Annotated in this window: 25 protein-coding genes; 9 read left to right on the forward strand and 16 right to left on the reverse strand. The window is 69.3% G+C overall.

What is annotated here, in order from left to right:
* The first annotated feature begins 4 nt into the window (after positions 1–4).
* The 7 genes from IT184_10890 (at position 5) to IT184_10920 (ending at position 5814) form a co-directional block, all read left to right on the forward strand.
* Positions 5–286 (forward strand): DUF503 domain-containing protein, encoded by a 282-nt coding sequence (locus tag IT184_10890; GenBank protein MCC7009314.1) that lies wholly within the window; start codon positions 5–7, stop codon positions 284–286.
* Between the two features lie 4 nt (positions 287–290).
* The gene (gene rbfA / locus IT184_10895; protein ID MCC7009315.1) at positions 291–704 is read left to right on the forward strand and encodes a 30S ribosome-binding factor RbfA; all 414 of its coding nucleotides are present in this window, start codon (positions 291–293) and stop codon (positions 702–704) included.
* Positions 701–1702 carry a bifunctional oligoribonuclease/PAP phosphatase NrnA gene (locus IT184_10900; protein MCC7009316.1) on the forward strand — a complete coding sequence of 334 codons (1002 nt, stop codon included), beginning with the start codon at positions 701–703 and terminating at the stop codon, positions 1700–1702. The genes rbfA and IT184_10900 overlap by 4 nt, the downstream gene beginning before the upstream one ends.
* A gap of 14 nt (positions 1703–1716) precedes the next feature.
* Positions 1717–2634, forward strand: coding sequence for a tRNA pseudouridine(55) synthase TruB (gene truB, locus IT184_10905; GenBank protein ID MCC7009317.1), 918 nt, complete (start codon positions 1717–1719; stop codon positions 2632–2634).
* A 92-nt stretch (positions 2635–2726) separates the two neighbouring features.
* Entirely contained in the window at positions 2727–2993 is a 267-nt protein-coding gene (rpsO, locus tag IT184_10910; GenBank protein ID MCC7009318.1) for a 30S ribosomal protein S15, read from the forward strand.
* Between the two features lie 91 nt (positions 2994–3084).
* Positions 3085–5289 carry a polyribonucleotide nucleotidyltransferase gene (pnp, locus tag IT184_10915; GenBank protein MCC7009319.1) on the forward strand — a complete coding sequence of 735 codons (2205 nt, stop codon included), beginning with the start codon at positions 3085–3087 and terminating at the stop codon, positions 5287–5289.
* 114 nt (positions 5290–5403) lie between these two features.
* Positions 5404–5814 carry a cupredoxin domain-containing protein gene (locus IT184_10920; GenBank protein MCC7009320.1) on the forward strand — a complete coding sequence of 137 codons (411 nt, stop codon included), beginning with the start codon at positions 5404–5406 and terminating at the stop codon, positions 5812–5814.
* Between the two features lie 4 nt (positions 5815–5818).
* On the opposite strand, the gene IT184_10925 is transcribed toward IT184_10920, so the two are convergent.
* The 5 genes from IT184_10925 to IT184_10945 all read right to left on the reverse strand — a co-directional run bounded on the left by IT184_10925 (position 5819) and on the right by IT184_10945 (position 13634).
* Positions 5819–6964 carry a M48 family metalloprotease gene (locus tag IT184_10925; protein ID MCC7009321.1) on the reverse strand — a complete coding sequence of 382 codons (1146 nt, stop codon included), beginning with the start codon at positions 6962–6964 and terminating at the stop codon, positions 5819–5821.
* A 45-nt stretch (positions 6965–7009) separates the two neighbouring features.
* A complete protein-coding gene (smc, locus tag IT184_10930; protein ID MCC7009322.1) occupies positions 7010–10699 on the reverse strand; it encodes a chromosome segregation protein SMC in 3690 nt (1229 codons plus the stop codon).
* 161 nt (positions 10700–10860) lie between these two features.
* A complete protein-coding gene (locus IT184_10935; protein ID MCC7009323.1) occupies positions 10861–12498 on the reverse strand; it encodes a S41 family peptidase in 1638 nt (545 codons plus the stop codon).
* A gap of 20 nt (positions 12499–12518) precedes the next feature.
* Positions 12519–13322, reverse strand: coding sequence for a twin-arginine translocase subunit TatC (gene tatC / locus IT184_10940; GenBank protein ID MCC7009324.1), 804 nt, complete (start codon positions 13320–13322; stop codon positions 12519–12521).
* Positions 13323–13340: 18 nt separating this feature from the next.
* Positions 13341–13634, reverse strand: a complete 294-nt coding sequence (locus IT184_10945; protein MCC7009325.1) for a TatA/E family twin arginine-targeting protein translocase — start codon at positions 13632–13634, stop codon at positions 13341–13343.
* Between the two features lie 206 nt (positions 13635–13840).
* On the opposite strand from IT184_10945, the gene IT184_10950 reads away from it, so the two are divergent.
* On the forward strand, positions 13841–15682 hold the full coding sequence (locus tag IT184_10950) for an OmpA family protein (GenBank protein ID MCC7009326.1): 1842 nt from the start codon (positions 13841–13843) through the stop codon (positions 15680–15682).
* A gap of 15 nt (positions 15683–15697) precedes the next feature.
* Here the strand turns inward: IT184_10950 and IT184_10955 are convergent, their stop codons facing one another.
* A complete protein-coding gene (locus IT184_10955) occupies positions 15698–17152 on the reverse strand; it encodes a proline--tRNA ligase (GenBank protein MCC7009327.1) in 1455 nt (484 codons plus the stop codon).
* Positions 17153–17231: 79 nt separating this feature from the next.
* Here IT184_10955 and aroB point away from each other — a divergent pair, with 79 nt between their 5' ends.
* Positions 17232–18317 (forward strand): 3-dehydroquinate synthase, encoded by a 1086-nt coding sequence (aroB, locus tag IT184_10960; GenBank protein MCC7009328.1) that lies wholly within the window; start codon positions 17232–17234, stop codon positions 18315–18317.
* A 24-nt stretch (positions 18318–18341) separates the two neighbouring features.
* Here the strand turns inward: aroB and IT184_10965 are convergent, their stop codons facing one another.
* The 10 genes from IT184_10965 to IT184_11010 form a co-directional block, all read right to left on the reverse strand.
* Positions 18342–18917 (reverse strand): hypothetical protein, encoded by a 576-nt coding sequence (locus tag IT184_10965; GenBank protein MCC7009329.1) that lies wholly within the window; start codon positions 18915–18917, stop codon positions 18342–18344.
* Positions 18914–19648 (reverse strand): hypothetical protein, encoded by a 735-nt coding sequence (locus IT184_10970; protein MCC7009330.1) that lies wholly within the window; start codon positions 19646–19648, stop codon positions 18914–18916. Before IT184_10970 ends, IT184_10965 begins: the two co-directional genes overlap by 4 nt.
* Before the next feature lie 2 nt (positions 19649–19650).
* Positions 19651–20721 carry a hypothetical protein gene (locus IT184_10975; protein ID MCC7009331.1) on the reverse strand — a complete coding sequence of 357 codons (1071 nt, stop codon included), beginning with the start codon at positions 20719–20721 and terminating at the stop codon, positions 19651–19653.
* Positions 20722–20723: 2 nt separating this feature from the next.
* A complete protein-coding gene (locus IT184_10980) occupies positions 20724–21191 on the reverse strand; it encodes a prepilin-type N-terminal cleavage/methylation domain-containing protein (protein MCC7009332.1) in 468 nt (155 codons plus the stop codon).
* A 133-nt stretch (positions 21192–21324) separates the two neighbouring features.
* On the reverse strand, positions 21325–22092 hold the full coding sequence (locus IT184_10985) for a prepilin peptidase (protein MCC7009333.1): 768 nt from the start codon (positions 22090–22092) through the stop codon (positions 21325–21327).
* The gene (locus tag IT184_10990) at positions 22089–22982 is read right to left on the reverse strand and encodes a hypothetical protein (GenBank protein MCC7009334.1); all 894 of its coding nucleotides are present in this window, start codon (positions 22980–22982) and stop codon (positions 22089–22091) included. The genes IT184_10985 and IT184_10990 overlap by 4 nt, the downstream gene beginning before the upstream one ends.
* Positions 22979–23797, reverse strand: coding sequence for an ABC transporter permease (locus tag IT184_10995; GenBank protein ID MCC7009335.1), 819 nt, complete (start codon positions 23795–23797; stop codon positions 22979–22981). The genes IT184_10990 and IT184_10995 overlap by 4 nt, the downstream gene beginning before the upstream one ends.
* Positions 23794–24735: an ABC transporter ATP-binding protein gene (locus IT184_11000; protein ID MCC7009336.1), complete on the reverse strand. Its 942-nt coding sequence runs from the start codon at positions 24733–24735 to the stop codon at positions 23794–23796. Before IT184_11000 ends, IT184_10995 begins: the two co-directional genes overlap by 4 nt.
* Before the next feature lie 60 nt (positions 24736–24795).
* On the reverse strand, positions 24796–25986 hold the full coding sequence (locus IT184_11005) for a thioredoxin domain-containing protein (protein ID MCC7009337.1): 1191 nt from the start codon (positions 25984–25986) through the stop codon (positions 24796–24798).
* Between the two features lie 119 nt (positions 25987–26105).
* On the reverse strand, positions 26106–26633 hold the full coding sequence (locus tag IT184_11010) for a prepilin-type N-terminal cleavage/methylation domain-containing protein (GenBank protein ID MCC7009338.1): 528 nt from the start codon (positions 26631–26633) through the stop codon (positions 26106–26108).
* Positions 26634–26821 lie beyond the last annotated feature (188 nt).

The following is a 26821-nucleotide window of genomic DNA, read 5'->3' on the forward strand; positions in this document are numbered from 1 at the left end:
AGCGATGACCGTCGCGCTGCTGTCCGTCGAGCTGTTCCTGCCCACCGCCCACTCACTGAAGGAGAAGCGGTTCGTCGTCAGGCGGCTGAAGGATCGGCTGGGTGCGATGAACGTGGCCGTGGCGGAGGTCGCCCACCAGGATCTCTGGCAGCGCGCCGGCCTCGGCATCGTGACCGTCGCTTCGTCCGACACGATCGCGGAGCAGACCCTGTCGGCCGCGCTGGCCGAGATCGAACGGCTCGAACCTGGCCTGGTGACCGGCAGCCAGGTGGAGTTTCTACGGTGAATCCATGGCTCAAGGCTCCCGACCCGAACGAGTCGGCGAAGAGATCCGCCACGAAATCGGCCAACTGATCGCGCGCGAGGTCCACGACCCAGGGCTGGGCTTCGTCACGATCACGCGCGTGAAGGTCTCGCCCGATCTGCAGCAGGCGCGCGTGTACTACACGCTGCTCGGCGACGAGCGCGCGCGCAAGGACACCGAACGCGCCCTCGGGCGCGTGACGCCGTTTCTGCGGCGTCACATCGGCGCGCGGATCCGCCTCCGGCGCGTACCCGAGCTGACGTTCGAGTTCGATCGCAGCGTCGAGTATCAGGATCGGGTCGAGCGCATCATCCTGGAGCTCGCCGAAGAGCGGAAGGCGCGCGAGACCGCGGATGCGGTCGAGCCCGAGCCGGCACCGAAGAAGGATCCAGAGTCGTGAAAGGCTCCGCGGCGGATGTGGCGGCCGCGCTGCGCGCGCGCCGTTCGTTCGTGGTCACCTCGCACGCCAGGCCGGATGGCGACGCCGTCGGCTCCTCGGTCGCGCTGGCGCTCGCGCTCGAGGCGCTCGGGAAGACCGTCACGGTCGTGCTGAAGGATCCCGTCCCGCTCCCCTACCGCGGCTTCCCCGCCGTAGACCGCATCCAGCAGACGGCCGAGGTCGGTGCGCCCGCGGACGCGGCTGTCGTGCTCGAGTGCAGCGACATCAGCCGGCCCGAGATCCAGGGCCTCGACCGCTACTTCGTCGTCAACGTCGACCATCACCTGGGAAATCGGCAGTACGGCGCGGTCAACTGGTTCGACGCCTCGGCGGCCGCGTGCGGAGAGATGGTGGCCGAGATCATCGACGCGCTGGGCGTGACGTGGTCACGCGCCATCGCCGAGCACCTCTACCTCGCCATCACCACGGACACCGGCGGATTCCGCTATGGCTCGCTCTCGCCGCGGACGTTCGAGATCTGCCGCCGCATCGCGGCGACGGGCGTGGACGTGGCGGAGCTGTCGCGGCGGATCTTCGACAGCTTCTCGATCGGGCGCGTCAAGCTCACCGGCGCGCTGCTCGCGGGCATGGAACTGCACCACGGCGATCGGCTCGCGATCCTCGCCTTCGACGATGACATGCTGGCCCGTTGCGGCGCGGCGCTCGACGACACCGAGGGTCTCGTGAACCTGCCGCTGTCGGCACGCGAGGTCTCAGCCGTGGCGTTGTTCAAGCGGCAGCAGGCCGATGGCGTGTATCGCGTGAGCTTGCGCTCGAAGGGCGCGGTGGACGTTCGGGTCGTCGCCGAGCGATGGGAAGGCGGCGGCCATCGCAACGCCGCGGGCTGCACGATGCGCGGCGTCTATCCCAGCCTGCGCGACGAGATCGTCGCCGCGTTGTCGGCCGCGATCGACGCCGCCGATCGGTCCTCCGCCGGCGTCGTGCCGGCCAGCCGGTAGATCGCGTTCGTCCAATGCCGGCTCGTACGACTCACCCGGACGTCGATGGCGTGCTGCTCGTCGACAAGCCGGTCGGACCGACGTCGCACGACGTCGTCGCCCGGGTTCGCCGGACGCTCGGGCAGCAGCGCATCGGTCACACCGGCACGCTGGATCCTCGAGCCAGCGGCCTGCTCGTCCTCGTGCTCGGCCGGGCGACGAAGCTCGCCGCCGCCCTCACGGCCGGACGCAAGACCTACGACGCGACGATCCGCCTCGGCGTGCGGACGACGACCGACGACAGCGAAGGCGAGCCGATCGGACCCGCCCTGCCGGTGCGCGCGACCGGCGGCGAAATCGAGGCGGCGTTGTCGCGGTTCCGCGGAACGATCGCGCAGGTGCCGCCGGCGCACTCGGCCAAGAAGGTGGGCGGCGAACGTGCCTACACGCTCGCCCGCCGGGCTGCAGCGGTCGAGCTGCGGCCGGTGCCGGTCACGATCCATGCGCTCGACCTCGTGGAGCGTCACGGCGACGATCTCCACGTCCGCGTCACGGCGGGCTCGGGCTTCTACGTCCGATCGCTGGCGCGGGACCTCGGCGAGGCCCTGGGCTGTGGCGGCCACCTGGCGGCGCTGCGCCGCACGGCCAGCGGCCCTTTCGCCGTCGCCGACGCCATTGGACTCGGCGAGGCGGAGCGCCTCGGCCGGGAACTCGCGTCGCGCGTGATTCCTCCGGCAGCGGCGCTGCCCGACCTCGAGGCGGTTTCGCTCACCGAGACAGGCTGCCGCCGCGCGCGACACGGCAACGCCGTCGGACCAGAAGATATTGTAGGAACAGGAGTTGCCGTCGGACGCGCGCAGGCACTGGTGCGGCTGTTGTCGCCGGAGGGGCACCTGCTGGCGCTGGCCAGGCCGCAGGGCGGCGCTTTGCATCCAGTGACGGTACTCGGCTAACATCTGGTCTTTGGCGATCCTCTCGAGGACCTCGCCGTACGGCGATTTGGTGCGCTCTCTGGCGCTTCTGGGTCGTCCGTGGAGGGCACCGCGTGCTGACTAACGAACGCAAGACGGAGGTCATCGGGACTTTCCGTAAACACGACACCGATACCGGCTCACCTGAAGTCCAGGTGGCGCTCCTGAGCGAGCGGATCAGCTACCTGACCGAACATTTCAAGACCCACGCGAACGACCATCATTCCAGGCGCGGCCTGTTGAAGCTGGTCGGTCAGCGTCGCCGGCTGCTCGACTACCTCAAGCGCAAGGACGCGGAAGGGTATGCCGACCTGATCCGGCGGCTGGGCATCCGGAAGTAGGAGCCGCGGGCGCGGCAGGCGCCGCCGGATGGCGCGCCTGCCGGGCTCGGGGTGTCCGCAATTCTGCAGAGTCGTCTCCCCTACTGTTGCCATGATTCCAACCACTCATTTCCGAGAAATCACCGTCGGCTCCCGTCGCATCTCCATCGAGACCGGCAAGCTCGCCAAACAGGCCGATGGGGCCGTGATCGTCCGATCGGGCGACACGATGGTGCTCGTCACCGCGTGTCACGCCGCCACCCCGCGCGTGGGCATCGATTTTCTGCCGCTCACCGTCGACTACCGTGAATACACGTACGCGTCCGGCCGCATTCCCGGAGGCTTCTTCAAACGGGAAGGCAAACCTACCGAGAAGGAGGTGCTGACGAGCCGGCTGATCGATCGGCCCATCCGGCCGCTGTTCCCGTCGGGCTGGCACTTCGAGACGCAGGTCGTCGCGCTGCTCATGTCGGCCGACACGGAGAACGACTCGGACGTGCTGGCGATCACCGGCGCGTCGGCCGCACTCGCGCTGTCGTCCATCCCCTTCCAGTCGACGATCGCCGGCGTCCGCGTCGGTCTGGTCGACGGCGCCTACGTCATCAACCCGACGTATGCCGAGCGCCGGCAGAGCAAGATCGACCTGGTCGTCGCCGGAAGCCACGAAGCGATCATGATGGTCGAGGCGGGGGCGAAGGAGGCGACCGAAGAGGAGATGATCGGCGCGCTCGACGCCGCGCACCAGGCGATCCGGCAGATCGTCGCGGCCATCGACGACCTGCAGGGCGATGCCGGCAAGGACAAGCAGACGGTGACGTCGAAGATCATCGACGCCGCCTTCGTCCGCGACATCGAAGCCAAGGCCTACGAGCCGCTGGCCGAGGCGATGCGCCTGAAGGACAAGCTCGAGAACTACGAGCAGGTCGACGAGGTGCTCGGCAATCTCGTCGGCGCCCTCCCGGAGGATCAGCCGCAGCAGCGCGAGGACGCCAAGCGCATCTTCAAGAACCTGAAAGAGAAGGTGATGCGCGACGAGATCCTCGAGCGCGGCCAGCGGCTCGACGGCCGGCGCTTCGACGAGATCCGGCCGATCTGGATCGAGACCGGCGTGCTGCCGCGGACCCACGGCTCGGCGGTCTTCACGCGCGGCGAGACCCAGGCGCTCGTGACCGCCACGCTCGGCACCGAGGACGACGCCCAGAAGATCGAGTCGGTCGAGGGCGAAGCGTACAAGCGCTTCATGCTGCACTACAACTTCCCGCCCTTCTCGGTCGGCGAGGTGCAGTTCCTGCGTGGCCCGGGCCGGCGTGAGGTGGGCCACGGCGCGCTCGCCGAACGGGCGATTACGCCGCTCATTCCGTCGGAGACCGAGTTCCCCTACACCGTCCGCGTCGTCTCCGACATCCTCGAGTCCAACGGCTCGTCGTCGATGGCATCGGTGTGCGGCGGAGCGCTGGCGCTCATGGACGCCGGCGTGCCGCTGCGCGCGCCGGTCGCCGGCGTCGCGATGGGCCTCGTGATGGACGAAGAGAGCGGCAAGTGGGCGGTGCTCACGGACATCGCGGGCGCCGAAGATCACTACGGCGACATGGACTTCAAGGTCGCCGGCACGCGGGCCGGCATCACGGCGCTCCAGATGGACATCAAGGTGGCCGGCATCACGCTCGCCATCATGCGCAAGGCGCTCGAACAGGCGCGCCACGGCCGGCTCGAGATCCTGGATCTGATGGCGAACGCGCTCGCCGCGCCGCGCGAGAACATCTCCTCGTTCGCGCCGCGGATCGTGACCATCCGCATCCCGACCGAGAAGATCCGCGACGTCATCGGCCCAGGCGGCAAGATGATCCGCAGCATCATCGAGAAGACCGGGGTCAAGATCGACGTCGAGGACGACGGCCGCGTGAACGTCGCCTCGGCCGACGAGTCGGCGGCGAAGATGGCCATCGACATGATCAAGTCGCTCACCGCCACGCCGGAACTCAACGCGAGCTATCTCGGCCGCGTCGAGCGGATCACCGACTTCGGCGCGTTCGTCGAGATCATGCCGGGCGTGGACGGGCTGCTGCACGTCTCGGAGATCGCGAACTACCGCGTCAAGGACGTCCGCGACGAGCTCAAGGAAGGCGAGCAGATCATGGTCAAGGTGATCAACGTCGATCCGTCCGGCAAGGTGCGGCTCAGCCGGAAGGCGCTGCTCGCGCCCGACGAGGGCACGGCGCCGCGCGAACCTCGCCCGACGCACGACACGCCCGCAGGCGACGGCCATCGCGAGCGCGGCGGCCGCCACGAGCGCGAAGGCCGGCCGCGGCGCCACTGAGCTACAATCGATCCCGAGGCCGGCGCGTCACCCGCGCCGGCCGTCGAGCAACCTCACGATGCCGTCCCTCCCGGCCGGAGTGAGGAGGGCCGCGTCTCAAGTGAGGAGGATCTCGTGACCAAGGCGGGTCGCTGCAACAGGCGGACGTTCGCCGCGACGGCCTTCGCGCTCGCCGCCGTCTGCGGCGCCGCGATTGGCCTGACGGCACAGGCACGGCGCGACTTCAACGTGACGGCCCGTAACTACGCGTTCGAAGTGGGCGGCAGCTCGGCGCCAGAGATTCGGGTCTCGCAGAACGACCTCGTCCACATCACGTTCACGGCCGAGGACATCCCGCACAGCTTCACGATCGAGGACCACGGCGACAGTCACTACCGCATCATGCGGCGCGCCGAGCCCGGCAAGCCGGTCTCCTTCGACTTCCGCGCCGACACGGCGGGCCGCTTCCGGTTCTACTGCAGCCTGTCGATCGACGACCGGTGCAAGAGCATGCAGGGCACGCTCGTGGTGCAGCCGAGAGAGTAGACGGTCACCCGTCCGCCTGAGCCCGCCACTCCGGGCCCTGATCTCTCCTGAACGATTCCGCCGCATCGAGACGCTCGGCGACCGACGGATGGCGGTGATACAGCCATCGCGTCGCCAGGGAAGGACGCTCTTCCGCGAGGTGGCGTGAGCCGAGCCGCCGCACGGCCGCCGTGAATGCGTCGGGGCGGCCCGTCAGCGCGAGCGCGAAGCGATCCGCCCGCCGCTCCTGGGCGCGAGAGCACGCGTGCCGCACCGGCGTGAAGGCCAGCCACACGCCCACCGCCACGAGCGCGATCAACGGCAACGCGGCCAGATCCGATGACGACGTTCCGGAAGACGGCGGCAGCACGGAGAGCGCCCACTGCGACGCGAGCAGCGCAGCCCACAGGATCGCGACGTCGACCAGCAGGGCGCGCCACAGATCTCCGCGTGCCACGTGGCCCAGCTCGTGTGCGACCACCACGGCGATCTCGTCGTCGCTCCAGTCCTGGACCAGCTCCGACGCGACCAGAACGCGACGGCCGGCGCCGGCGCCGGTGACCAGCGCGCTCGCCCCGGCTGCGCGGCCCACCCGCCATTCCAGGATGCGGGCGATCGGCACGTTCGCGCGGCGAGCCAGCTCCTCCAACCGATGCACGAGACCCGGACGTTCGATCGGCTGGACTCCGGCGACGCGGCTCAGCAGCGCGGGCGCGAGATGGAGGGCGGACACGAGCCCTGCGGCGAGCAACGGCCCGGCCATCACCCACCACCACGATCCGGCGGCGACACGAGAACCGGCAACGATCGCGGCGGCGGCGACGGCCGCCGGCATCATGACAGCCAGCGCCTGGACGTGCGTGCCCAGCACGTCGTCGGGCGACAGCTCGGCGTCGCGCCGGTACCGCCGGTTGAGCCGCAGCGCGACGTACAGGCTTGCCGGAAGGGTCGCGAGGTCCACGACGAGCACGACCGCGAGGACGAAGAGAACAAGGGCGGCGGCGGCGCCACCACCGAATGCGCCTCGCGCGGCTTGGGAAACCGCGTCGCCGAGCCGCCCTCCGGCCGGCGTCAGCGCCAGCAGCGCGAGCGCGGCGCCAGCGCAGGCTGCCTCGATCACGCGCGCCCGGCGCCTGAGGCGCTGGTACCGCGTGGCTTTCGTCTCGTTCATCCGCCGACCCTCAGCCGCGGGCGGTCAGGGCAGGCTCGCCGTCGATCAGTTCAGCTCGAGCGAGATGAGCTTCGACACCCCGGGCTCTTCCATCGTCACGCCGTACAGCCGGTTCGCGATCTCCATCGTCTTGCGGTTGTGGGTGATGAGGATGAACTGCGTGTGGGCCTGCATCCCGCGCAGCATCTCCACGAACCGGCCGATGTTCGCATCGTCGAGCGGCGCGTCGATCTCGTCGAGCAGGCAGAACGGGCTGGGACGGTACGTGAACACCGCGAACATCAGGGCCATCGCCGTCAGCGCCTTCTCGCCGCCCGAGAGCAACTGCACGTTCTGAAGGCGCTTGCCGGGCGGCTGCGCGATGATGTCGATCCCGCTCTCCTGGTCGTTCTCGGTGTCGATGAGCACGAGCCCTGCCCGGCCGCCTCCGAAGAGCGTCGAGAACGTCCGTTCGAAGTTGCGGTTGATCGATTCGAAGGCCTCCGCGAAGCGTTCACGCGTGGTCTTGTCGATCTTGCGGATGGCCTCGCCGGTCTGCGCGATCGAGTCGAGCAGGTCCTGTCGCTGCGTCGTCAGGAACCGATGGCGGGATTCGAGCTCGTCGAACTGCTCGATCGCCATCATGTTCACGGGACCGAGTCGATCGATGCGGCTGCGAAAGAGCGCGACGATTTCGTCGGGGCTCGTGGCGACCGGCTCGGGCTCTCCGGCAACCTCGACACCGGCGGCCGCATCTGCCGGCGCCTCGAGATCCTCGTCCTCCTCGGAGACCTCGGCGGTGACGGGACGGCTCCGCCGGCTCGGCGGCACCAGGTCGCCTCGCGCTTCGAGCTCGGCCACGACGGCATCGACCTCCTCGAGCGTGCGGCCGACCGCTTCGAGGCACGTCGCGGCCAGGTGCTCCTGGTCGGCAAAGGCCTTGGCCCGGGCGACCTCGGCCGCACCGACTTCGGCCCGCACCTTCTCGAACTGATGCCTGGCTTCGCGGATAGCCTGATCTCGCGCGGTGAACTCGGCGCGCAACGCCGTCACGCGCTCGTCGAGCCCGCGGATGTCGGTCTTGAGCGCCTCGAAGGCTCGGACCTCCTCGTCGAGCCGACCCTCGAGCTCGACGATGCCCTCGCCGAGCTGGCGGCGTCTGACGTCGGTGTGCTGGATCTCCGACGTCCGCGTCACGATCCTGGCCTCGAGCTCGCGCTGCGCGTCCTCGAGCCGCGCGACCTCCGCGGCCAGCGCCGATGCTCTTTCCACCAGGGCCGCCTGCGTCGTACGGCTGTCGGTGACCAGCCGCGAGCGCGCCTCGGCGGCCTGGCGGGCCTCCTGCAACCTCGCGGCCACGCTCCCCAGGCTGGCTTCGGCGTCGCGCTGTTCCGCCTCGTGCGTCTGGATGGCGGCAAGCGCCTCGTCGCGCCTGGCCTCGGCGGCGGTCTGCTCCTCGGTCGCCCGCGCGCGCTCGGTGCTGACGAGCTCCAGCCGCCGGGTGACGCGCGCGTGCTCCTCGTGCAGGCGCGAGAGCTGCCCATCGAGCGCGACGATGGCCTTCTCGCGTTCGTGCAGATCGGCCGTGAGGGCGAGCACCGTCTGCTGATCGGCGGCTGCGGCCTCGGCCGTCGATGCCAACGCGCTCGTGAGCGTCGAGACCGCCTCGCGCGCGGCCTCGACGTCGTCACGAAGCCGGGACACCTCGGCGCGCGTCTCCAGGATGCCTTGGACGTCGCGGCGCGTTCCGCCCTGTACCAGCGAGCCGTTGCGAAACACCTCGCCGGTCGCCGTCGCCATCGGCACGGACACGGCGCTGGCGAGCCGTTCGGCGGTCGCGTAGTCGTTCACGATCAGCGCCTGGCCGAGCGCGCCGAGCACGGCGTCCGCCTCGTGGCCCGTGCCGCTGACGACGTCGGCGAGCGCCCGTGCCCCCGAGGGTGCGTCGAACGGCGGCGGCACGCCCTGCGCGCGATCCAGCACGAGGAAGCCGCAGCGGCCTGCGCGGCGCTCCTCGAGCAACGCCAGCGCACGACGCACGTCGTCATGGCTCTCCACCAGCACGTATTGCAACAGCTCGCCGGCGAGCGCGTCGACCGCGCGTTCGTAGGAGCGCTCGACGTCCAGATGGTCGGCGACGGAGCCGTGCTGGCGGATGCCGGCCTGCGTGTCGGCGAGCACGAGCCGCGCCGCGTCGCCGTAGGTCGCGCGGCTGGCTTCGAGTTCCTCGAGCGATCGCAGCCTGGCTTGCCGGCCGGCGAGCTCCCGTTCCTGCCGGCCGAGCTCGGCCGAGAGCCGTTCGTGTTCCGCGCGCCGTGCGGCGAGCGTGCGCTCCGCTTCCGCTCGCCGGGTTCGCACGGCATCGAGCACCTCGCGCATCGAGCTCAGCGTGTGGGTCTGCTCGTCCCGCTGGCCTCCAAGGCGCTCGACCTCGGCCGCCAGCTCTCGCGCCTCCACGCCCAGCCGCTCGAGCTCGGCGGCAACGCGGTCCCGAACTGTCGCGGCGTGGTCTCTCGCCTGCCGCAGCGCGGACAGCGTCGTGGTGGCGGCCATGACGGCCGCCCGCGTGCGGTCCGCGTCCTGCTCGATCACCTGCACGGCGGAGAGCGCGACGCGGTATTCCGCTTCCCGCGCGGCGACGTCGGCCCCGGCGCCGTCGAGCGCGCCCTGCGCCTCCTGCGCGGCGGCCTGCCGGCCCGCCAACGTCTCGGCTGCCGGGCCGCGCCGCTCCTCGAGCTCGTGGACTTCGGCGGCGAACCGATCGGCCTGCCGCGCCAGATCCTCGATCTGATGCCGGTTGAACGCGATCTGCTGCTGCAGCCGCCCGATTTCCAGTTCGCGGCCGTGCGCATGATCCCGCGCAGCGGTCGCCGCGTGCTCGACTTCGGTCAGCGTGAGGCGCGCCGCTTCGAGCGCGCTCTCCAACTCCGCGACGCGGGCCGCGGACGCAGCGGCGCGAACCGACGCGTCCTCGAACGCCGCCTCGGCGGCGGCGACGTCGCGCGACAGGAGCGCCGATCGCCGGGCGAACTGCACCTGTTCCCACTTGCGAAGCTCGTCGCGGAGCTGGCGGTAGCGGCGCGCGCGCGCCGCCTGGCGCTTCAGCGCGCCGCGCTGCTTCTCCACTTCGAAGACGATGTCCTCGACGCGCGTGAGGTTCTGCTGGGCGGCCTCGAGCTTCAGCTCCGCGGCCCGACGCCGCGACTTGTACTTGGTCACGCCGGCCGCTTCCTCGATCAGCATCCGGCGCTCGGCCGGCCGCGACGAGAGGATCTGCCCGATCTTGCCCTGCTCGATCACGGCGTAGGCCTTGACGCCCAACCCCGAGTCCATCAGCAGATCGTGGACGTCGCGCAGCCGGCAGACCTCGCCGTCGATCAAGTACTCGCTCTCGCCGGACCGGTAGAGCCGGCGGCCAATCTCGACGTCGCGCACGAGCACGGGCGGCTCGTCCACGAGCTGGTCGTCGGACGCTACCACCAGACCGGCCTGGGCCACCTGGGACAGCTTCAGCCGCACCTCGGCCGTCGCCGTCGGCTTGCGCCCCTCGCTGCCGTTGAAGATCACGTCTTCCATGCGCTCGCCGCGCAGGCTCTTGGCGCTTTGTTCCCCCAGCACCCACGTGATGGCGTCGACGACGTTGCTCTTGCCGCACCCGTTGGGGCCGACGATGGCGGTCACGCCGTCGCCGAACCCGAGTTCGGCGCGGTCCGGGAAGCTCTTGAAGCCGGCGATATGCAGTTTCGACAGTCGCATGTGAAGGGAAAGCGAAGCCGGGTCTTCTGGCGGACCGTCTGGAACCCGTTTCGTTAGCGCGTCAGTTTAGCAAGCACCATTTGGCGGGGCAATAGAAAAGCCCGGCCCCAGATGTTGGGGCTGCGGATGACCCGCAAGACGAGGAAGGAGGATGGAACGGGTCAGCGCGATGCGAGCAGCTTCGCCGCGTCGTCGAAGAAGCCGAGCGCACCCCGGACCTGGGGATCGACGGCCGAGAGATTGCGGCGCGCCTCTTCTACGCCGAACAGATCGACGTCCACCTCGTACTTGATCATGGCCTTGATAAACGGCAGATCGGCGGCAAAGGCGGCCTCGTCGATCGACAGGCGCTGGTCCTGGAGGTATTGCCGGAACTCCTGCACGAGATCGTCGGTCACTTGCCAGCCGGCCGACACCCGATGGGCTTTCGCCGACGAGCGGGAGCCCGGGCGCTCGTCGCCTTCTTTCGTGAAGCGCTCGGCAAATCCAACGAACCGTCCCGACTGCTGGAGCGACCGGCCGAACCGGCTCGGGTTGAATCCCTCGGGACCGGCGATGAAATGGTCCGGCTCGACGCCACCGCCGCTGTACACCTTGCGCTTGCCGTCCGTGAGCTTGAGGTCGGCCGGCGAATGGGGGCGCGGCTCTTCCTGATCGCGGAGCGCATAGGTGAGGTACTCGTCGAAGGCGCCGTCCCACGGACGCTGGATCAGCCGGCCGCTGGGCGTGTAGTACCGGCCGGTCGTGAGTGCCAGCCCGGCGCCGTTCGAGAGGTTGTACACCGACTGGACGAGAGCCTTGCCGAACGTCGTCTCGCCGACGACGAGCCCGCGATCGTGATCCTGCATCGCGCCGCTCACGATCTCCGAGGCGCTGGCGCTCTGCCGATCGACCAGCACGATGAGCGGCACGTCGGTGTAGTCGCCCGTCTGCGGCGCCAGGTAGTCGTCGTCGGAATTGGGGATGCGGCCGCGCGTGTAGACGACCATCTCGCCTTTTCGGAGGAAGCGGCTGGCCACTTCGATCGCCTGGTTCAGCGGACCGCCAGGGTTGTCGCGCAGATCGAGCATCAGCCGCTGCATGCCCGCGGCCTTGAGCTTCGTCAGCGCCTGGCCCAGCTCGGCGTTGGTGGTCTCGGAGAAGTCCTGCAGGCGGACGTAGCCGGTGGCCGGCTCCAGCATGAACGACGCCCGGACGCTGGGGATCCGGATCTCGTCGCGCGCGACCGTGAGCGCAATCAGCTCGTCGACGCCTGGACGACGGATGCCGATGTTCACGGTGGTGCCCTTCGGCCCCTTCACGCGGTCCACGACATCCTGCGTGGACCAGGTGTCCTGCGCGTCCTCGCCGTTGATGCGCGCGATGACGTCGCCGCGGCGAATGCCGGCCCGGTACGCCGGCGATCCCTCGAAGAGCGACGTCACGACCACGCCCGGCGGCGTCGTCATGGGCGCAATCTGGATCCCGATGCCGGAATAGCGGCCTTCCTGCCGTTCGCGCATCAGCCGGAAGTCGCGCGGCGTGAAGAAGCTCGAGTGTGGGTCGAGCGTCCGCAGCATTCCGTCGATCGAGTCGTAGACGAGCGCTTCCGTCCCACACGGCGCATCGCGGGAGCTCGTGCAGCGGGCGTCCACCGGCTCGACGTAGCCCTGCTCGATTTCCGCGAGCGCCTGCGCGTAGATCATGTAGCGGGCGCGCACGCGTTCCTGCGTCTGCGCCGTGGCGGCGCCGACGCCGAACCCGATTGCCGCGGCGAGCACGGCCACCACGGCCGCAGAAGGCACGCGAACCCTGCGCATGGACATCATCCTAGCAAGCCTCAGGCGTCGGCGGGGCGTTTCTTGCCGAACAGCCACGCCACCCCGATGCTCACGATGTAGAGCACGATCATCGGCGCCGCGATGACCGTCTGGCTGACGACGTCGGCCGACGGCGTGATGACGGCGGCCAGCACGAAGATGACGAGCACGGCGTACTTGAAATGGCGCGCCAGGAACTTCGCCGTGACGAGCCCGAAGCGCGCGAGTGCGAACACCAGCATCGGCAACTGGAAGACGATGCCGGCCCCGAGCAGCGTGTAGACGTAGAACCCGAACGTGTCGTCGAGCTGCGGCAGGAACTTCACGCCGGCGATCTGATAGCTCGCCAGGAACCGCCACATCGTCGGGAATCCCACGTAGTGCGCGAACGCGGCGCCGGCGAAGAAGAGCAGCGACGAGAAGAAGACGAACGGCACGGCCATCCGCTTCTCGCGACGGTAGAGACCGGGCGCGACGAACAGCCAGACCTGCATGAAGACGAAGGGCGACGCGACGACCAGCGCCGCGAGCCCCGAGACCTTCAGGCTGAACATGAAGCCGGCGGTGGCGTTCGTGTACACCACTTCGCCGCCGGCCGAGTTGTCGCGGAAGTAGCTCACGAGGTACCGGAACATCGGCTCCCAGTACCAGAACGTCACGGCCACGCAGCCGAGCACCGCGTAGAGCGAGTAGAGAATCCTGCGTCGAAGCTCGTCCAGGTGGTCGAGGAACCCCATCCTCGACCGGTCGTCGAGTTCCTCGGCCTGCTCGAATTCAGCGTCGTGGGCGATGGTCTGGCCGATGCGTGAGGAGTCGGTGCTCATCGGCGGCGTCGGACGGAATCACGCGGACTGCTGCCCCCGAGCCACGGTGTCCGGCTCGACGGCAGGGGCGTCGTATGACGACGTGGCCGGCGCCTCGACACGGGCCGGCTCGACCGGCGTGGTGATCGCCGACCGCCGCTCTTCGTTGCGGATTTCGTCGTCGAGCGTGTTGCGCAGGTCGTTGGACGCCCGCTTGAACTCCGACAGGCCCTTGCCGAGCGACCGGCCCAGCTCGGGCAGCTTCCTCGGCCCGAACACGAGCAGAGCGATGACGAAGATCACGACCATTTCCGGAAAGCCAAGTGGACCCATAGTGCGCTCCTGACCCGCGATCGGTCTCCGGCCAGTATAACGTGTCCGACGCGGCGTGCCTCGCCATCATGGGGCCGATCGACGCGAGCGGGGGCGTGTTTTCGTTGACTTGTCTTCGGGGCGGGTACTACCATGCCGAAAGGGGTCTCGGCGTGACCACCTGTCGCTTCCCAGCCGACCGCCGGGCCCTACATGACGGGATACCTATGACGCGACTGGCTGGAGCAAGCCTCATCATCATGGTGGTCTCCGGATCCACCGCCCTCGCCGCCCCCCAGCAATCCAGCGCCCCCGCGCCGCAGCAGACCAGCGAGTCGACGTCAGCGCGCAAGACCACGACGACGACCTCGGGCACGACCGGGATGTGGTTCGTGCCGACGAGCGACGTGCTGCCATCGCGGAAGTGGTCGGTCTCGTTCTACCGGACCAACCTCGATGACGGCCAGGGCTTCGCCGACATCTCGACGTTCCCGGCGACGGTCGCAGTCGGCCTCGGCGACCGTGCGGAACTGTTCGCCAGTTGGTCGCTCCTCACGCGCATCGACCGTGACACGCGTCCGCTCTTTTTCAGCGGAGACGACTCATTGGGCACCGGCGGCGGGATCATCCCGAACTTCCCGCTGCTGCGCCGCGAGTGGGTCAGCAAGCGGGGCGACCTCTGGCTCGGCGGCAAGGTGGGCTGGCCGGTCGGCGGACCAGGGGGGCCGGCCGGGTTCGCCGTGCGGGCCATGCTCAGAGCGCCCACGGGAGACAAGGACGCGGGTACCACCAGCGGCAAGGCTGACGTCGCCGTGGACGCCATCGTCTCGGGCGGCAACCGGGTGGTCGAAGTCGCCGGCTACGGCGGCTTCATCTCCCGTGGAAACCCGTCCGGCTACTCGTTGACGAACGGAATCCGCTGGGGCGTCGGCGCGGCGTTCCCTCAGCGCTACAACCTCGGGCTCCGCGTCACGACCGAGCTCTTCGGCGAACGGTATCTCGACGACACCGTCACGGCGCCGGCCGGGCAGTTCGGCAGCGACGGGTCACCCGTGCCGACGAGCACCACGGTCAAGGGACCGGTGGTCGCCGCGATCGGCTTGACCTGGCAGGCACCGAACGGCTTCTTCGTCGGCGCGGCCGCGAGCTGGAACGTCGGCATGCACAACCGCGAAGATGCCGGGTATCCGAACACGCCGAAGGACGACAAGGGCCTCCAAGTGCGAATCGGGTTCCACCCCTCCGGCCGGAGCGAACGCGCGCCGAGCCTGGCGGGGCCCGGTGGTCCCGGCGGTCCAGCCGGACCCGTTGCCGGCGGACCGGCAGGACCAGGCGGGCAGGCAGGACCGGGTGGGCCGGCGGCGGCCCCAGCGGGACCCGCCGGCGGCGGCCCCGCGCAGCCTGGCGCGGGCGGCCCTGGCGGACCAGGAGCGGCACCAGCGCCGACCGCGGCGGCCAACCGGCCGCCGACCGTGAAGGCCGACTGCAATCCCTGCTCGGTGGAAGTCGGCCGCACGTCGGTCGTCACCGCAGATGCCCAGGATCCAGACGGCGATCCGCTGACCTACCAGTGGACCGCCCCGTCGGGGACGCTGGCCTCGCCGGCCAGCCGGCAGTCGAACTGGACGGCGCCGATGAGCCCAGGGTCGGTCCCCGTCAGGGTCGGCGTCAACGACGGCCGCGGCGGCACGGCGAGCGACACGGTCACGATCCAGGTCACCCAGCCTCGGCAGTTCACGTTCGAGGACGTGCACTTCGAGTTCGACCGGTTCAACCTCCGGCCCGACGCGCTCCAGGTGCTCGATCAGGCCGTGACGGCGATGCAGGCCAATCCGACGCTGCGTCTCGACATCGAGGGGCACACGTGCAGTATCGGCACGGCCGAGTACAACCTCGCGCTGGGCGACCGGCGCGCGAGAGCCGTCCGCGACTACCTACTCAGCCGAGGCATCCCCACCGCCCGACTGCGGACGGTCAGCTACGGCGAGGAACGGCCCAAGTACGACAACTCGCGCGAGATCACGCGGCGCCTGAACCGCCGCGCCGCGCTCGTCGTGACGCTGCAGTAACGCCGCGCCGCGCGGTCAATACGCTTTGGCGAACCAGGCCTTCACGGAGGCCTGGTTCCCGCACCGCACGCAGCGCGCCTCGACGCGCTCCACGGGAATCGGGATGTTGCGGAGCGTGGCCTGGGTCTCGGCCTTGATGGCCGCCTCGCAAACCGCGTCTCCGCACCACGGCGCGACCACGAATCCAGGCCGCCCTTCCATCGCGGCCTGGAAGGCGTCCCAGCCACCAACCTCGACGGTGTGCTCGTCTCGGAACTGCCGCGCGCGCACGAACAGCGCGCGCTGGATGTCGCCCAGCATCGCCTCGACGCGGGCCGGCAGATCCGCGAGCGGCAGCGCCTCCTTGGCCCGCGTGTCACGCCGCGCCGAGAATACCTGCGCCTTCTCGATGTCCTTGGGACCGATCTCGAGGCGCAGGGGGACGCCGCGCAGCTCCCACTCGGCGAACTTCCACCCGGGCGAGTTCTCTTCGGACGCGTCGAGCTTCACCCGAATCCCGTGTCGCGTCAGCTCGTCGCAGAGCGCCTCGGCCTTCGGCAGCACGGTCTCCTTCCAGTTGCCGCGAGGAATCGGCACGATCACGACCTGATAGGGCGCCACGTCGGGAGGCAGGATCAGCCCGCTGTCGTCGCCGTGCGTCATGATCAGCGCGCCGATCAACCGCGTCGACACGCCCCACGACGTCGTCCAGGCGTGCTGCAGGGCTTTGTCGCGGCCCTGGAACTGGATCTCGAACGCCTTCGCGAAGTTCTGCCCCAGGTTGTGCGAGGTGCCGGCCTGGAGGGCGCGCCCGTCGCCCATCAGCGCCTCGATCGAATAGGTGCGGGATGCGCCCGCGAACTTCTCGCTGTCGCTCTTGATGCCGGCGATGACCGGCACGGCCAGCGAGTTCTCGACGAAGTCCTGATAGAGCTCGAGGATCTTCAGCGTCTCGGCTTCGGCCTCCTCGGCGGTCTCGTGCGCGGTGTGCCCTTCCTGCCACAGGAACTCGGTCGTCCGCAGGAAGGGCCGGGTCACTTTCTCCCACCGGACGACGTTCGCCCACTGGTTGATGAGCACCGGCAGGTCGCGCCACGACTTGATCCACTTGGAGTACATCGTGCCGATGATGACTTCGGAGGTCGGCCGCACGACGAGCTTCTCCTCGAGATCCTCGTCGCCCCCCTTCGTGACCCACGCGACCTGCGGCGCGAATCCCTCGACGTGCGCCTGCTCCTTCAGGAGCAGACCTTCGGGGATGAACAGCGGGAAGTACGCGTTGACGTGGCCGGTCGCCTTGAACCGCGCGTCGAGAATCCGCTGGATGTGCTCCCAGATGGCGTAACCATAGGGACGGATCACCATGCAGCCCTTGACCGGCGAGTAGTCGGCCAGCTCGGCCCGCCGAACCACGTCGAGATACCAGCGGGAGAAGTCCTCCGATCGGGGCGTGATCTCCGTAACGAACGCGTCTTTCTTCTGCTCGGCCAAGGGCAGCTCCTCGAGCCTGCTATCCTAACAGGCCCGCTCCCGCGGCACGCCTTGGCCTCGGGGAACGCCGGCAGTCGACATGGATCCCATCCGCCTGAACGTCAGGAGCGAACGCACCACGTATCCGGTGGTCATCGGATCCGGAATCCTCGAACGCCTGGGCGATCTGCTGGCCGAGCAAGGACTCGATCGTCAACGCATCGTGGTCAGCGCCTCGCCGGTCTGGCGATCCCAGGGCCATCGGCTCGATCGGCTGATGCAGAAGAAGGAACGCCCGCTGCTGCTTCCCGACGGGGAGCGCGCGAAGGTGCTGTCGACGGTGACGCGCATCTACGACGCCTGCGTGCGGGCGAACCTCGACCGCTCTGCGGCGCTCGTCGCCTTCGGCGGTGGCGTCGTCGGCGACGTGACGGGCTTCGCGGCCGCGACCTACCTCAGGGGCATCGCGCTCGTGCAGGTGCCGACGACGCTGCTGGCGCAGGTGGACAGCGCGATCGGCGGCAAAGTGGGCGTGAACCTCGCGGCCGGCAAGAACCTCGTCGGAGCGTTCCATTCACCAGCAATCGTCGTCTGCGACCCGAACGTGCTGGGGACGCTCGCGCGGCGCGAGTTCAGGTCGGGCCTCTACGAGGTCGTGAAGTACGGCGTCATCGCCTCACGCGCGCTCTTCGAGCGCGTCCGCGACGGGCTCAACGCGATCTTCAACCAGGATGCGGCGTATCTCACGCCGATCATCGCCGAGTGCTGCCGGATCAAGGCCGGAGTGGTCACGGCCGACGAGCGGGAGCAGGGACCGCGGCGCGCGCTGAACTTCGGGCACACCGTTGGACACGCTCTCGAAGCGGTCACGAGCTATCGCCGATTCCGGCATGGCGAAGCGATCGGCTACGGCATGCTCGCCGCCGCCAGGCTATCGGCCGCGCGTGGGCTCATGTCGCGGGAGGACTCGCAGCAGCTCGGCGAACTGCTGCGGCACATGGGGCCGCTTCCCCCCGTGGCGGACCTGAAGATCTCGGACGCGCTCGACGTCATCGGCCACGACAAGAAGGTCGTGAGCGGCACGCTGCACTTCGTGCTCGCCCACGGCATCGGCGCGACGGAAATCGTACGCGACGTGCACTCGCGCGAGCTCGTGGACGCCATGCGCGCGATCGGCATGAAATAGCCGCCGGCGCTGCGCCCGCAGACGCTACGGGCGCAGCCACCCCGGAGGCACGCCGCGCCGCCGCGCATCCTCCCGCAGCTTGTCGATCTCGGCCTGGTTCGATTGCAGCGTCGTCCGCAGACGCTCGGCCTCGGCGAGCGCTTTCGACAGGCCCTGAGCCAGCGATGCGCGCTGCACGGGATCGTCGCGGCGCAACAGGTCGTTCTGCAACGCCGCCACGCGCGACTCCAGGGCCGCGGCGAGCGTGCGATTGCGCTCGAGCTCCGCCGTCAGCCCGGCGACCTTCGTGCGCCACTGCGCCTCGTCGGAAGGAGCCGCTTTCGCGGGCTCAGCCGCAACAACGGGCTTCGCACCTGCCGGCGAGGTCTCCGCCGGCGACGACGTGTCCTGCTCCGGATCTTCGGGGGCGGGGGCAGGAACGGCGATGTCGCTCGGCCGAAGCGTTGGCAGCGTCTCGTTGGTCAGCACGGCGGACGCCGCGGGCAGGAGCGCGCGGCGCACCGCTTCGTGCCGCGCCGCGTCGGCCAGCGATACCGGCGGTGCGTTCAACCAGGCGAGAATCGCTCCGATCAGGGCGGGTAACTGCCAAACGCTCGTCACGGAGCTTCCCTCCAAGCCATCACGCGCACGACGCCAGCCGAAGTGGAGTCGACGTCCTGCTGAGGCAAGAACTGCGCCACGCCTGGCGGCGTCGTCTCGGCGTCCTCGCCGGCAGGCGAATGGCCCGCGCTTACAGGACTGTCCGGCGCGCGCGTCGTCACGAACAACTCCAGCGTGCGCACGCGCCGGCCCAGCCTCGCCTGTGCCCGAACCATCACGATCCCGTCCGAGTCGAGATTCGAATCGCCATCGCCGTCAGTGGGGTTGTCGGCGACCCACGCCGCGAGATACGGGCAGGACGCGGCCGCCTCCGCAGGAATCAGCCGGTCGAGCGCGCTCCACGCGAACAACCGCCAGACCGGCGTGTCGCCGCCTCTCGGCCAGCGACGGTTCGTCCGCTCCTGCAACGTTGTCGTCTCCTGCTCGAGGTCGAACAGGTTGCCCCACGAAGTGCGAACGACGCGCGAGGAATCGGACAGTCCGGACCGTGCGTCGGCCTGAAGCGCTGCGCCGAACCCACCGGCACGTTTCAGCGCGCCGACCACGTACGCGCCGATCGCATCGGCCGCGTACGCCACGCGGGCGTCGTCTCGGAAGTTCGCGGACATGGCACGATCCGAGGCGGACAACGTCATCAGGCCGGCGCTGGCAGCCAGGACGCACCCGAGCACCATCACGGCGAGCAACACGGCGCTGCCGCACTCACCCGCGCGCGCGCGATACACCCGCATCGTCACTCGACCTCCAGATTCGGCGGCGCCACGTCGAACGACGCGGCGAGATCGGGCACCCACGCCCATGCGCTGCGACTCGTGCCCGCCAGCGCGAATCCGGCACCACGGCCGCGCAGCGTGCTCGACGCGACCTGGCCCGTGACCGTGACGCGCACACGACGGATCCGCAGGAGGTCGGCGTCGAACGCCGTCGCTCCTGTTCCGCACCATGGCCCGTCCGCCAGGATCGACAGCGGCAAAGCCGCAAGGCCGTCGTCATCCGGCGTGAGCAACGAGCCGCCGATCGGAGCGCCCGACGCCTCGTAGAGACAGTTGGCCGTTCCGGCGGGCGGCTTCGGTACCAAGGCCGGAGCCGGCGTCCCGAAGTACTCGATCGCCAGGCCGGCGATTTCGTCCAGGATCGTGACGTCTGCTGCTCCGTCGCTCAGCCGTAACTGCCGAGCCGATCGGTCGAACGTATAGGTGCGTGCGACCACGCTCGCGACCGTCGCGCCGGCCGCATAGGAAAATGGCGACGTGCCGCCGCGCGGGCTGAGATGGATCTCGCCGCCAACCGCAGCCGTCACGGCGAAGAGATCGAAGTGCCCGACGCCGTCGGCGATCAACACCGTCGTTCCCTCGCCGAAGCCGCAGCCCGGCCGGCTGCCGTCGCAACCGGCTCCGGGCTCGAGCGTCGCCGTGCTCCCCACCATCGGCGCCGCGAGCGTGGTCTCCACCCCATCCACCGGCACCCACAGCATCGTCACGGCGTCGGGCCGGACGACGGTCGACGCGTCGGGCGACGACGTGCCGAGACGACGGGGCACGAGAGGAGGTAGAAGACGACGGAGCGTGCCGGCTGCCGGACCGATGGCCAGGCCGGCGCCAGCCGCGCGCAAGTCGCGCTCGAGCGTGCGGCTTGCCGCCCGGACCCGCTGCTGCAAGTCGAGCGCTTCGGGCTGCGCACGCGCGCTCTGGACCGTCGGGATCATCATGGCGACCAGGCTGCCCGCCAGCACCATCGCCAGCACCAGCGCGACGAGCACTTCGATCAGCATGAACCCGCCTTCAGCGTGTCGCCCATCGCCCATCGTCATCTCGGCAGTCGAACGGTCGATAGCTGCACGGAGGAGCCTCGCCGCGAAACCTGTCCATCGGCCGAGACGGCTGGCATCACGAGAACCGTGACCGTCTCGAGCGGCACGCCCGTCACCGCGACGAGATCGCCGGTCCACCGGCGGACGTAGAGGCCGGCAAATGGCACGTTCGATCCGCTGGCGAAGGGCTGCCCGCTGGAATCCACGACGTCGAAGAAGCCTGCGACGTTGCTGTCGAGTGCGCCCGGCGCGAGCGCGAGCGGTGCCGGGCTCGACCGCAGGCTCTCGAGCTTCTGACGGGCGAGCAGTGCCGCGATCGTCCTGGCGCGCGCCTCCTCGCTCGCACGGATCGACAGCCCCAGCAGCGCGCCCACGACGGAGAGCGCGATCGTGACCAGGTTGAGCGCGATCAGGACTTCGATCAGCGTGAAGCCATCCGGTGGCCGGCTAGCGGCGTTGCGCATGCTGGACACGACGCATTGCAAGCGCCGATCCCTGGCGCAGCCGCGCCGTTCTATTGAGGCAGCCGAGATGGATCGCAGTTACTGCGAGCTTGGCGACGCCGGCGATCGCAGGATCTGCGAGCCCCGCGTGCGCTCACAGGAACTGGGCGTACCAATCGATGAGCGCTTCGCCCACGAGCGACGCCACGAACGCCGAGAAGGCGAGGAACGTGCCGAACGGCAGGCGATAGTCGAGCGACTTCCGCTGGAGCGCAGCCACGCCGAGCCCGACGAACGCACCGCTCAGGCTCGACAGGAACAACACGACGATCACCTGACGCCAGCCGAGAAAGGCACCGATCATGGCGAGCATCTTGACGTCGCCGAGCCCCATGCCGTCCACGCCGGTGGCCCGGCGCCAGGCCCATCGAATCAGCAGCAGGACGCCGGCGCCCAACGCCGCTCCGTACAAGCTGTCGGCAACGCCCGGCGGCAACAGGAAGCTGAAGCTCACGCCGATGACGATCCCAGGCAGCGTGACGACGTTCGGAAGGCGCTGCGTCTCGAGGTCGGTGCCGAAGAGGACGATCAGCAGCACGGTGAAGACCAGCCGCGCGGCGAGCAGGGGCCAGTCACCGCCCGTGAAGATCCCTTGGAGCACGAAGGCGCCGGCCGTGGCCAGCTCGACCAGCGGATATCGCAGCCCGATGGGCGCGCGACACGCGCGGCACCGGCCGCCGAGCACGAGGTAGCTGGCAACCGGCACGTTGTCGTGCCAGCGGATCGCCGTTCGGCACGACGGGCAGCGCGACCCCGGCCAGACGATCGACTCGCCGAGCGGCAGCCGGCCGATGCACACGTTCAGGAAGCTGCCGATCACCAGGCCGAACAGCCCCAGCAGGATGAGCGCGATGGCGCTCATCGGGCGAGCGCCTGGGGGAGGGGCGACAGGCTGGACTGCGGCGACAGCGAGACCGCGCCGGTGGTCTCGTCGTAGACGAAGGGCATCCCGGTCGGGTCGAGGGGGATGCCGGGAATGCGGCCAGTCCGCACGAGGTCTTGCCATTCGTGGGGCGGGCGTCCCGCGTCGCGCGTGTAGCGATCGACGTCGGCCTGGAGTCGATCGATCACGTCGAGCGCATCGAGCTGGGCGAGCGAGCGTTCGGCGGCGCTGCGGATATAGCGTTCCTCGGACGTCCGGAGCTCGTGGAAGAGCCGGCGCGCGCCGGCGCGATCGCCGCCCTGCGCAAGGGTGAGCGCCGCCAGCGGCTCGAGCCAGTCGGGCGCGCCCGGCAGCGCCGCCGCCTTCCGGAACCAACGCCCGGCCGACTCGTAGTCGCGCCGGTACCAGTAGTGGATGAACCCGACGTCGTGCGCGTACTGCCACCGCTGCGGATTGGCCGCCATGCCCTTCTCGAGGAGCTGGACGGCCTGGTCCGGCCGGCCGGGGCCGTTCGGCGGGGCCATCGACAGGAAGATCGCGCCGAACCGGTACGCGATGTTGAAGTGCGGATCGAGCCTCGTCGTCAGATCCAGCAGCGGCTGGAGGAACTGGAACCGGTCGGTCGTCCGCGCCGATTTGCGGTCGCGCCCGTAGTGCTGGATCGTGCGAATCCAGTACAGGTCGGCGGCGATGGCATCGAAGGACAGGTACAGGCGATCGGCCACGGCGCCGGACGTGAGGTACATCAGCCGCGCCGTCGATTGGGGCAGCGGATGCCTCGTCTCCCTGGCATACAGCACGCCCGACGCGACGCCCAGGCACGCCAGCGCGAGGAGCGCTCGCACGAACGCCGCGCGGCGCGACGTCATACGAACTCCCGCCGCCCGAAGACCGCGACGGCTGCACCGACCAGCCCCGCGGCATAGAGGATGGCGTAGGCGACGGTGAACGCCACGAAGCCGTTCGGCAGCACCAGGCCGTGAACGACCGATGCCTTCACGTCGAACGCGGAGAACGCCGGCACGGCCCAGCCGACGAGCCCCACGAGCCAGGCGACGGCGGGCGAGACGTCCACGACGTCGCCGAACCCGCGAAGATCGGCGCTGTACAGCCCGGTGACGAACACGCCGACCGTGAAGGCCACCGACAGGAGGGCGTTGGACGAGAACGACGAGAAGAACAGCGCCACGGCCGTGAGCAGCGCCAGCTCGAGGAGGATCATCCCGACCGCCAGCAGGAGCCACGGATCCATCGCCGGCGCGTCCCAGGCCCGGCGCTCGACCGGCAAGGCCTGCCAGTCGAGATAGCCGAGGACGAGATACAGCGCGGCCGTCATCGCCGCGAGGTTCACCGCAATCGTGGCGACCAGCCCGATGTACTTCCCCGTGACGAACTCCCAGCGCGGGAGCGGCTTCGCGAGCAGGCTGAAGATGCTGCGCCGATCGATCTCGCGCGCCACGAGCCCCACGCCGATGAACACGCTCATCAGCGCGCCGGCCAGCTCAAGCGTCGAGAGCCCGAGGTCCTTGATGATCTTGACGTCCTCGCCGGCCGACAACTGCGCAATCGCGATCGACGCGATCACCAGCAGCAGCGCAAACGCGCCGATGCCGTAGAGCACGCGGTCGCGCACGCTCTCCTTGAAGACGTGCCAGGCGACGAGGCCGATCCGTCGCAGCGTCACGCCGCCGGCGCCTCGCCCAGCGCCTTCAGGAACACGTCCTCGAGCGTCGTGCGCATCGGCGTCACCGACACGAGCGACGCGCCGCTGGCCGCGAGCTCCGCGATGATCGTCTCCGGACGCGCGGTCGCGTCGATCTCGAGGCTGTACCGGCCGTGGTCGATCCGTGTCACGCGGCGCACCCGCGGCCGGATGCGTTCGATCACGTGCGGTTCGAGCCCGCCCATGACGATCTCGGCGCCGCCGGTGCCGTGGCCGGTGAGATCACTGAGGGCGCCGGACGCGACCAGGTGCCCTTTCGACAGGATGCCGACGCGGCTGCACAACAGCTCGGCATCGCTGAGGATGTGCGAGCTGAACAGCACCGTGCGGCCCTGATCCCGCCATTCCAGGATCATCTCGCGGACGTCGCGCCGGCCGAGCGGGTCCAGCCCCGACATCGGCTCGTCGAGGACGACGAGCGCCGGGTCGTTCACGATGGCCTGCGCGAGCCCGACCCGCTGCAGCATCCCTTTCGAGTACTGCCGCAGCGGCTTGTGGCGCTCGGCGTCCAGTCCCACGCGCGCGAGCGCTTCGCCGACGCGCCGGCGTCGATCGGCGCCCGCGAAGCCGAAGAGTCCGGCGAAGTAGGTGACGAGCTCCTCCGCCGTCAGATGATCGTAGAAGGTCGGGTTCTCGGGCAGGAACCCCAGCCGTTGGCGCGCTTCGACGTCGCCAGCCGGCCGGCCGAGCAGCTCGATCCGTCCCGACGTCGGGCGCAGCAGGTTCAGCAGCAGCTTGAGCGTGGTGCTCTTGCCCGCGCCGTTGGGCCCGAGCAGGCCGAAGACGACGCCCTGCGGGATGTCGAACGAGATGTCGTCCAGCACGCGCTTCGGACGCGGCCGCCAGAAGCCGGCGAGGAAGTCTTTGCTCAGTCGTTCGACCCGGACCACGGTTGTCATCTGGGTCTCTCTCGGGGGCCGGCCGTCCGCAGCCACGACGCCGGCTCGCCGGCGCGCGGGTCAGGGACGATTCAGTTCGATCTCGATCGCCAGCTCGAAATACGCCGGCAGCATGCCGCTCGGCAGCTTCACGCCGTTCAGGTAGTAGGTCGGCGTCCCCTGAATCCCCAGCACTCCTCCATCGGCAATATCGCTGCGGATCGCTGGAAGCTTCAGGGCGTATTCCTTGTCGAAGTCCTTCACGCCCAGGATTCGGCCCGCGGCTTCCCTCACCTGCGCCGGCGGCACGCCCTGGTGCGTGTAGAGCCAGCTCGTCATCTCCTCGTACTTCGCCGCGCTCTGATCCTTGGCGATGCGCGCCGCAGCCGCCGCATCGCACGCCGCTTCGTGCCCGGGAATCGTCGAGCGCGTGTTGAAGTTGCACTTGCTGTTCCAGGGCCAGTCCTTGACGACGTATTTCACCGCGCCGGGGCGGGAGGCTTCGAACTTCTTCAGCACCGGCTTGTAGAACAGCTCGGCCTGCGCGCAGGACGGGCATTCGAAGTCGTTGAACTTCACGACCACGACTTTGGCGCCGTCGGCCGGCACGCCAACATCGACCCGCGGCTGCCTGGCCCAGGCGGCCTCGAAATTCGTCCGGGCATCGCCCGTGACCGCCGGCGCCGACGCGGCCTGCTCCGAGACCGTCGACTCCCTTGGAAAGAACGCGACGACCGACGCGGCGCCCGCGAGGTACAGCAGCACCGCCGCGAGCACGACAGGCCGGCGCAGGGCCGTGCCGAGATCACCAAGGAGCCGAGCGGGAAGGTTGCCCAACGATTCCCCTTTCGCGCGCCAAGCCAGCACGAAGATGGCCGCGACGCAGACGTACGTGCCGATGCAGAGCAGACAGCCCGTCCTGATGACCAGCGACGAGACATACCCGAGGTAGAGCACCACGCCGAGCCCGACGACCGCGAGCGCCTGCAGGTAGCCAACCGCCGGGTTGTCCTCGCGGCGGCCGTCGCCGAACACTGCGATGAGCGCGACGAGACCGAACCAGATCAGCCCGCCAATGGCGACCGGCACGCCGAAGAGCGATCCGAACCGGCTGAGATACACCTGACTGCAACTGAAGGTGGTGTTGACGTCGCACGGGCTCACGTAGCCAGGATCGGTCAGCAGCCGATAGTGAACCCACGTTGACGATGCCGCCATGCCGAAGCCGACGGCCGCGAACGCCAGGATCAGCCAGCGAAGGCGTGAGGACATGCGCTGATTATAAAGAAACCGGGTTTCCGCGGCCTGGCGCGGAAACCCGTCGGAAGGTGCTGAGGCACCGGGTTTCCCGAACAATCGGCGAAAACCCGGTGCCTGAGGCGCGCTGGACCTTACTGGACCGGCGTGACGGTCGCGCTGGCCGTGAACGGCTCGCCCGGGGCCACGCCCGTCGAGTCCTGCCAGATCGTGTTGCTCGCGTTGACGGCGAACCCGCGCGTGCCCGTCGTGCCGGCCGTCTGCGGGATGGCCGTCGCCAGCCACGCCGTGATCGTGGCTCGGCCCGCTCCATCGTTGGGTCCGGCGATCGAGCCGGCGCCCGCGCCGAGCACGAACCTGTAGCCGCTCTTGTCCACCGGGGCCGCGTGGCCGAGATCCGCCGAGATGAACGCTTCCGTCGTGCCGGTCGGAGGCGTGCCCAGGATCTCGTAGGTCGCCGCGTAGCCGCCGTTCCCCCACGAGGCCGAGTACGCGACCTGCGACGAGGTCGTGACCTTCAGCGACGCGATGGCGGACGTCTCGTTGCCGGTCATCCTGGCGCGAAGCAGCCCTGGCACCGCGATCGCCGCGATGATGCTGATGATCGCGACGACGATCAGCAGCTCGATGAGGGTAAAGCCCTGTTCTCCTTTGGCCTTCATTGTCTGTGCTCTCCTGAAGCTAGAAATGTGCATGAACTCCAACATTCACAGGCGGCCAGGACGTTCGCGAGTCTTGCGCCATCAATCCCGCGCCGGTGCCCCACTAGAGCAACGGAGGTGCCAAACAGGGCTTTCGTTCGAGAACCGACGCTAACCTTCTGATTGTAGCCGGTTTGTCCAGCGCCAAC

The organism is Acidobacteriota bacterium (assembly GCA_020853395.1).
Classification (GTDB): domain Bacteria; phylum Acidobacteriota; class Vicinamibacteria; order Vicinamibacterales; family SCN-69-37; genus JADYYY01.

Excerpts from the sequence above, each read along its gene's own strand:
- IT184_11000 (MCC7009336.1), bottom strand. The coding sequence starts at position 24,735 with ATGACAACCGTGGTCCGGGTCGAACGACTGAGCAAAGACTTCCTCGCC.
- tatC (MCC7009324.1), bottom strand. The coding sequence starts at position 13,322 with ATGAGCACCGACTCCTCACGCATCGGCCAGACCATCGCCCACGACGCT.
- IT184_10945 (MCC7009325.1), bottom strand. The coding sequence starts at position 13,634 with ATGGGTCCACTTGGCTTTCCGGAAATGGTCGTGATCTTCGTCATCGCT.
- IT184_11005 (MCC7009337.1), bottom strand. The coding sequence starts at position 25,986 with ATGTCCTCACGCCTTCGCTGGCTGATCCTGGCGTTCGCGGCCGTCGGC.
- IT184_10950 (MCC7009326.1), top strand. The coding sequence starts at position 13,841 with ATGACGCGACTGGCTGGAGCAAGCCTCATCATCATGGTGGTCTCCGGA.
- IT184_11010 (MCC7009338.1), bottom strand. The coding sequence starts at position 26,633 with ATGAAGGCCAAAGGAGAACAGGGCTTTACCCTCATCGAGCTGCTGATC.
- IT184_10935 (MCC7009323.1), bottom strand. The coding sequence starts at position 12,498 with ATGCGCAGGGTTCGCGTGCCTTCTGCGGCCGTGGTGGCCGTGCTCGCC.
- IT184_10990 (MCC7009334.1), bottom strand. The coding sequence starts at position 22,982 with ATGACGTCGCGCCGCGCGGCGTTCGTGCGAGCGCTCCTCGCGCTGGCG.
- IT184_10975 (MCC7009331.1), bottom strand. The coding sequence starts at position 20,721 with ATGGGCGATGGGCGACACGCTGAAGGCGGGTTCATGCTGATCGAAGTG.
- aroB (MCC7009328.1), top strand. The coding sequence starts at position 17,232 with ATGGATCCCATCCGCCTGAACGTCAGGAGCGAACGCACCACGTATCCG.
- IT184_10970 (MCC7009330.1), bottom strand. The coding sequence starts at position 19,648 with ATGCGGGTGTATCGCGCGCGCGCGGGTGAGTGCGGCAGCGCCGTGTTG.
- truB (MCC7009317.1), top strand. The coding sequence starts at position 1,717 with ATGCCGGCTCGTACGACTCACCCGGACGTCGATGGCGTGCTGCTCGTC.
- IT184_10980 (MCC7009332.1), bottom strand. The coding sequence starts at position 21,191 with ATGCGCAACGCCGCTAGCCGGCCACCGGATGGCTTCACGCTGATCGAA.
- rbfA (MCC7009315.1), top strand. The coding sequence starts at position 291 with ATGGCTCAAGGCTCCCGACCCGAACGAGTCGGCGAAGAGATCCGCCAC.
- smc (MCC7009322.1), bottom strand. The coding sequence starts at position 10,699 with ATGCGACTGTCGAAACTGCATATCGCCGGCTTCAAGAGCTTCCCGGAC.
- IT184_10925 (MCC7009321.1), bottom strand. The coding sequence starts at position 6,964 with ATGAACGAGACGAAAGCCACGCGGTACCAGCGCCTCAGGCGCCGGGCG.
- IT184_10890 (MCC7009314.1), top strand. The coding sequence starts at position 5 with ATGACCGTCGCGCTGCTGTCCGTCGAGCTGTTCCTGCCCACCGCCCAC.
- IT184_10985 (MCC7009333.1), bottom strand. The coding sequence starts at position 22,092 with ATGAGCGCCATCGCGCTCATCCTGCTGGGGCTGTTCGGCCTGGTGATC.
- pnp (MCC7009319.1), top strand. The coding sequence starts at position 3,085 with ATGATTCCAACCACTCATTTCCGAGAAATCACCGTCGGCTCCCGTCGC.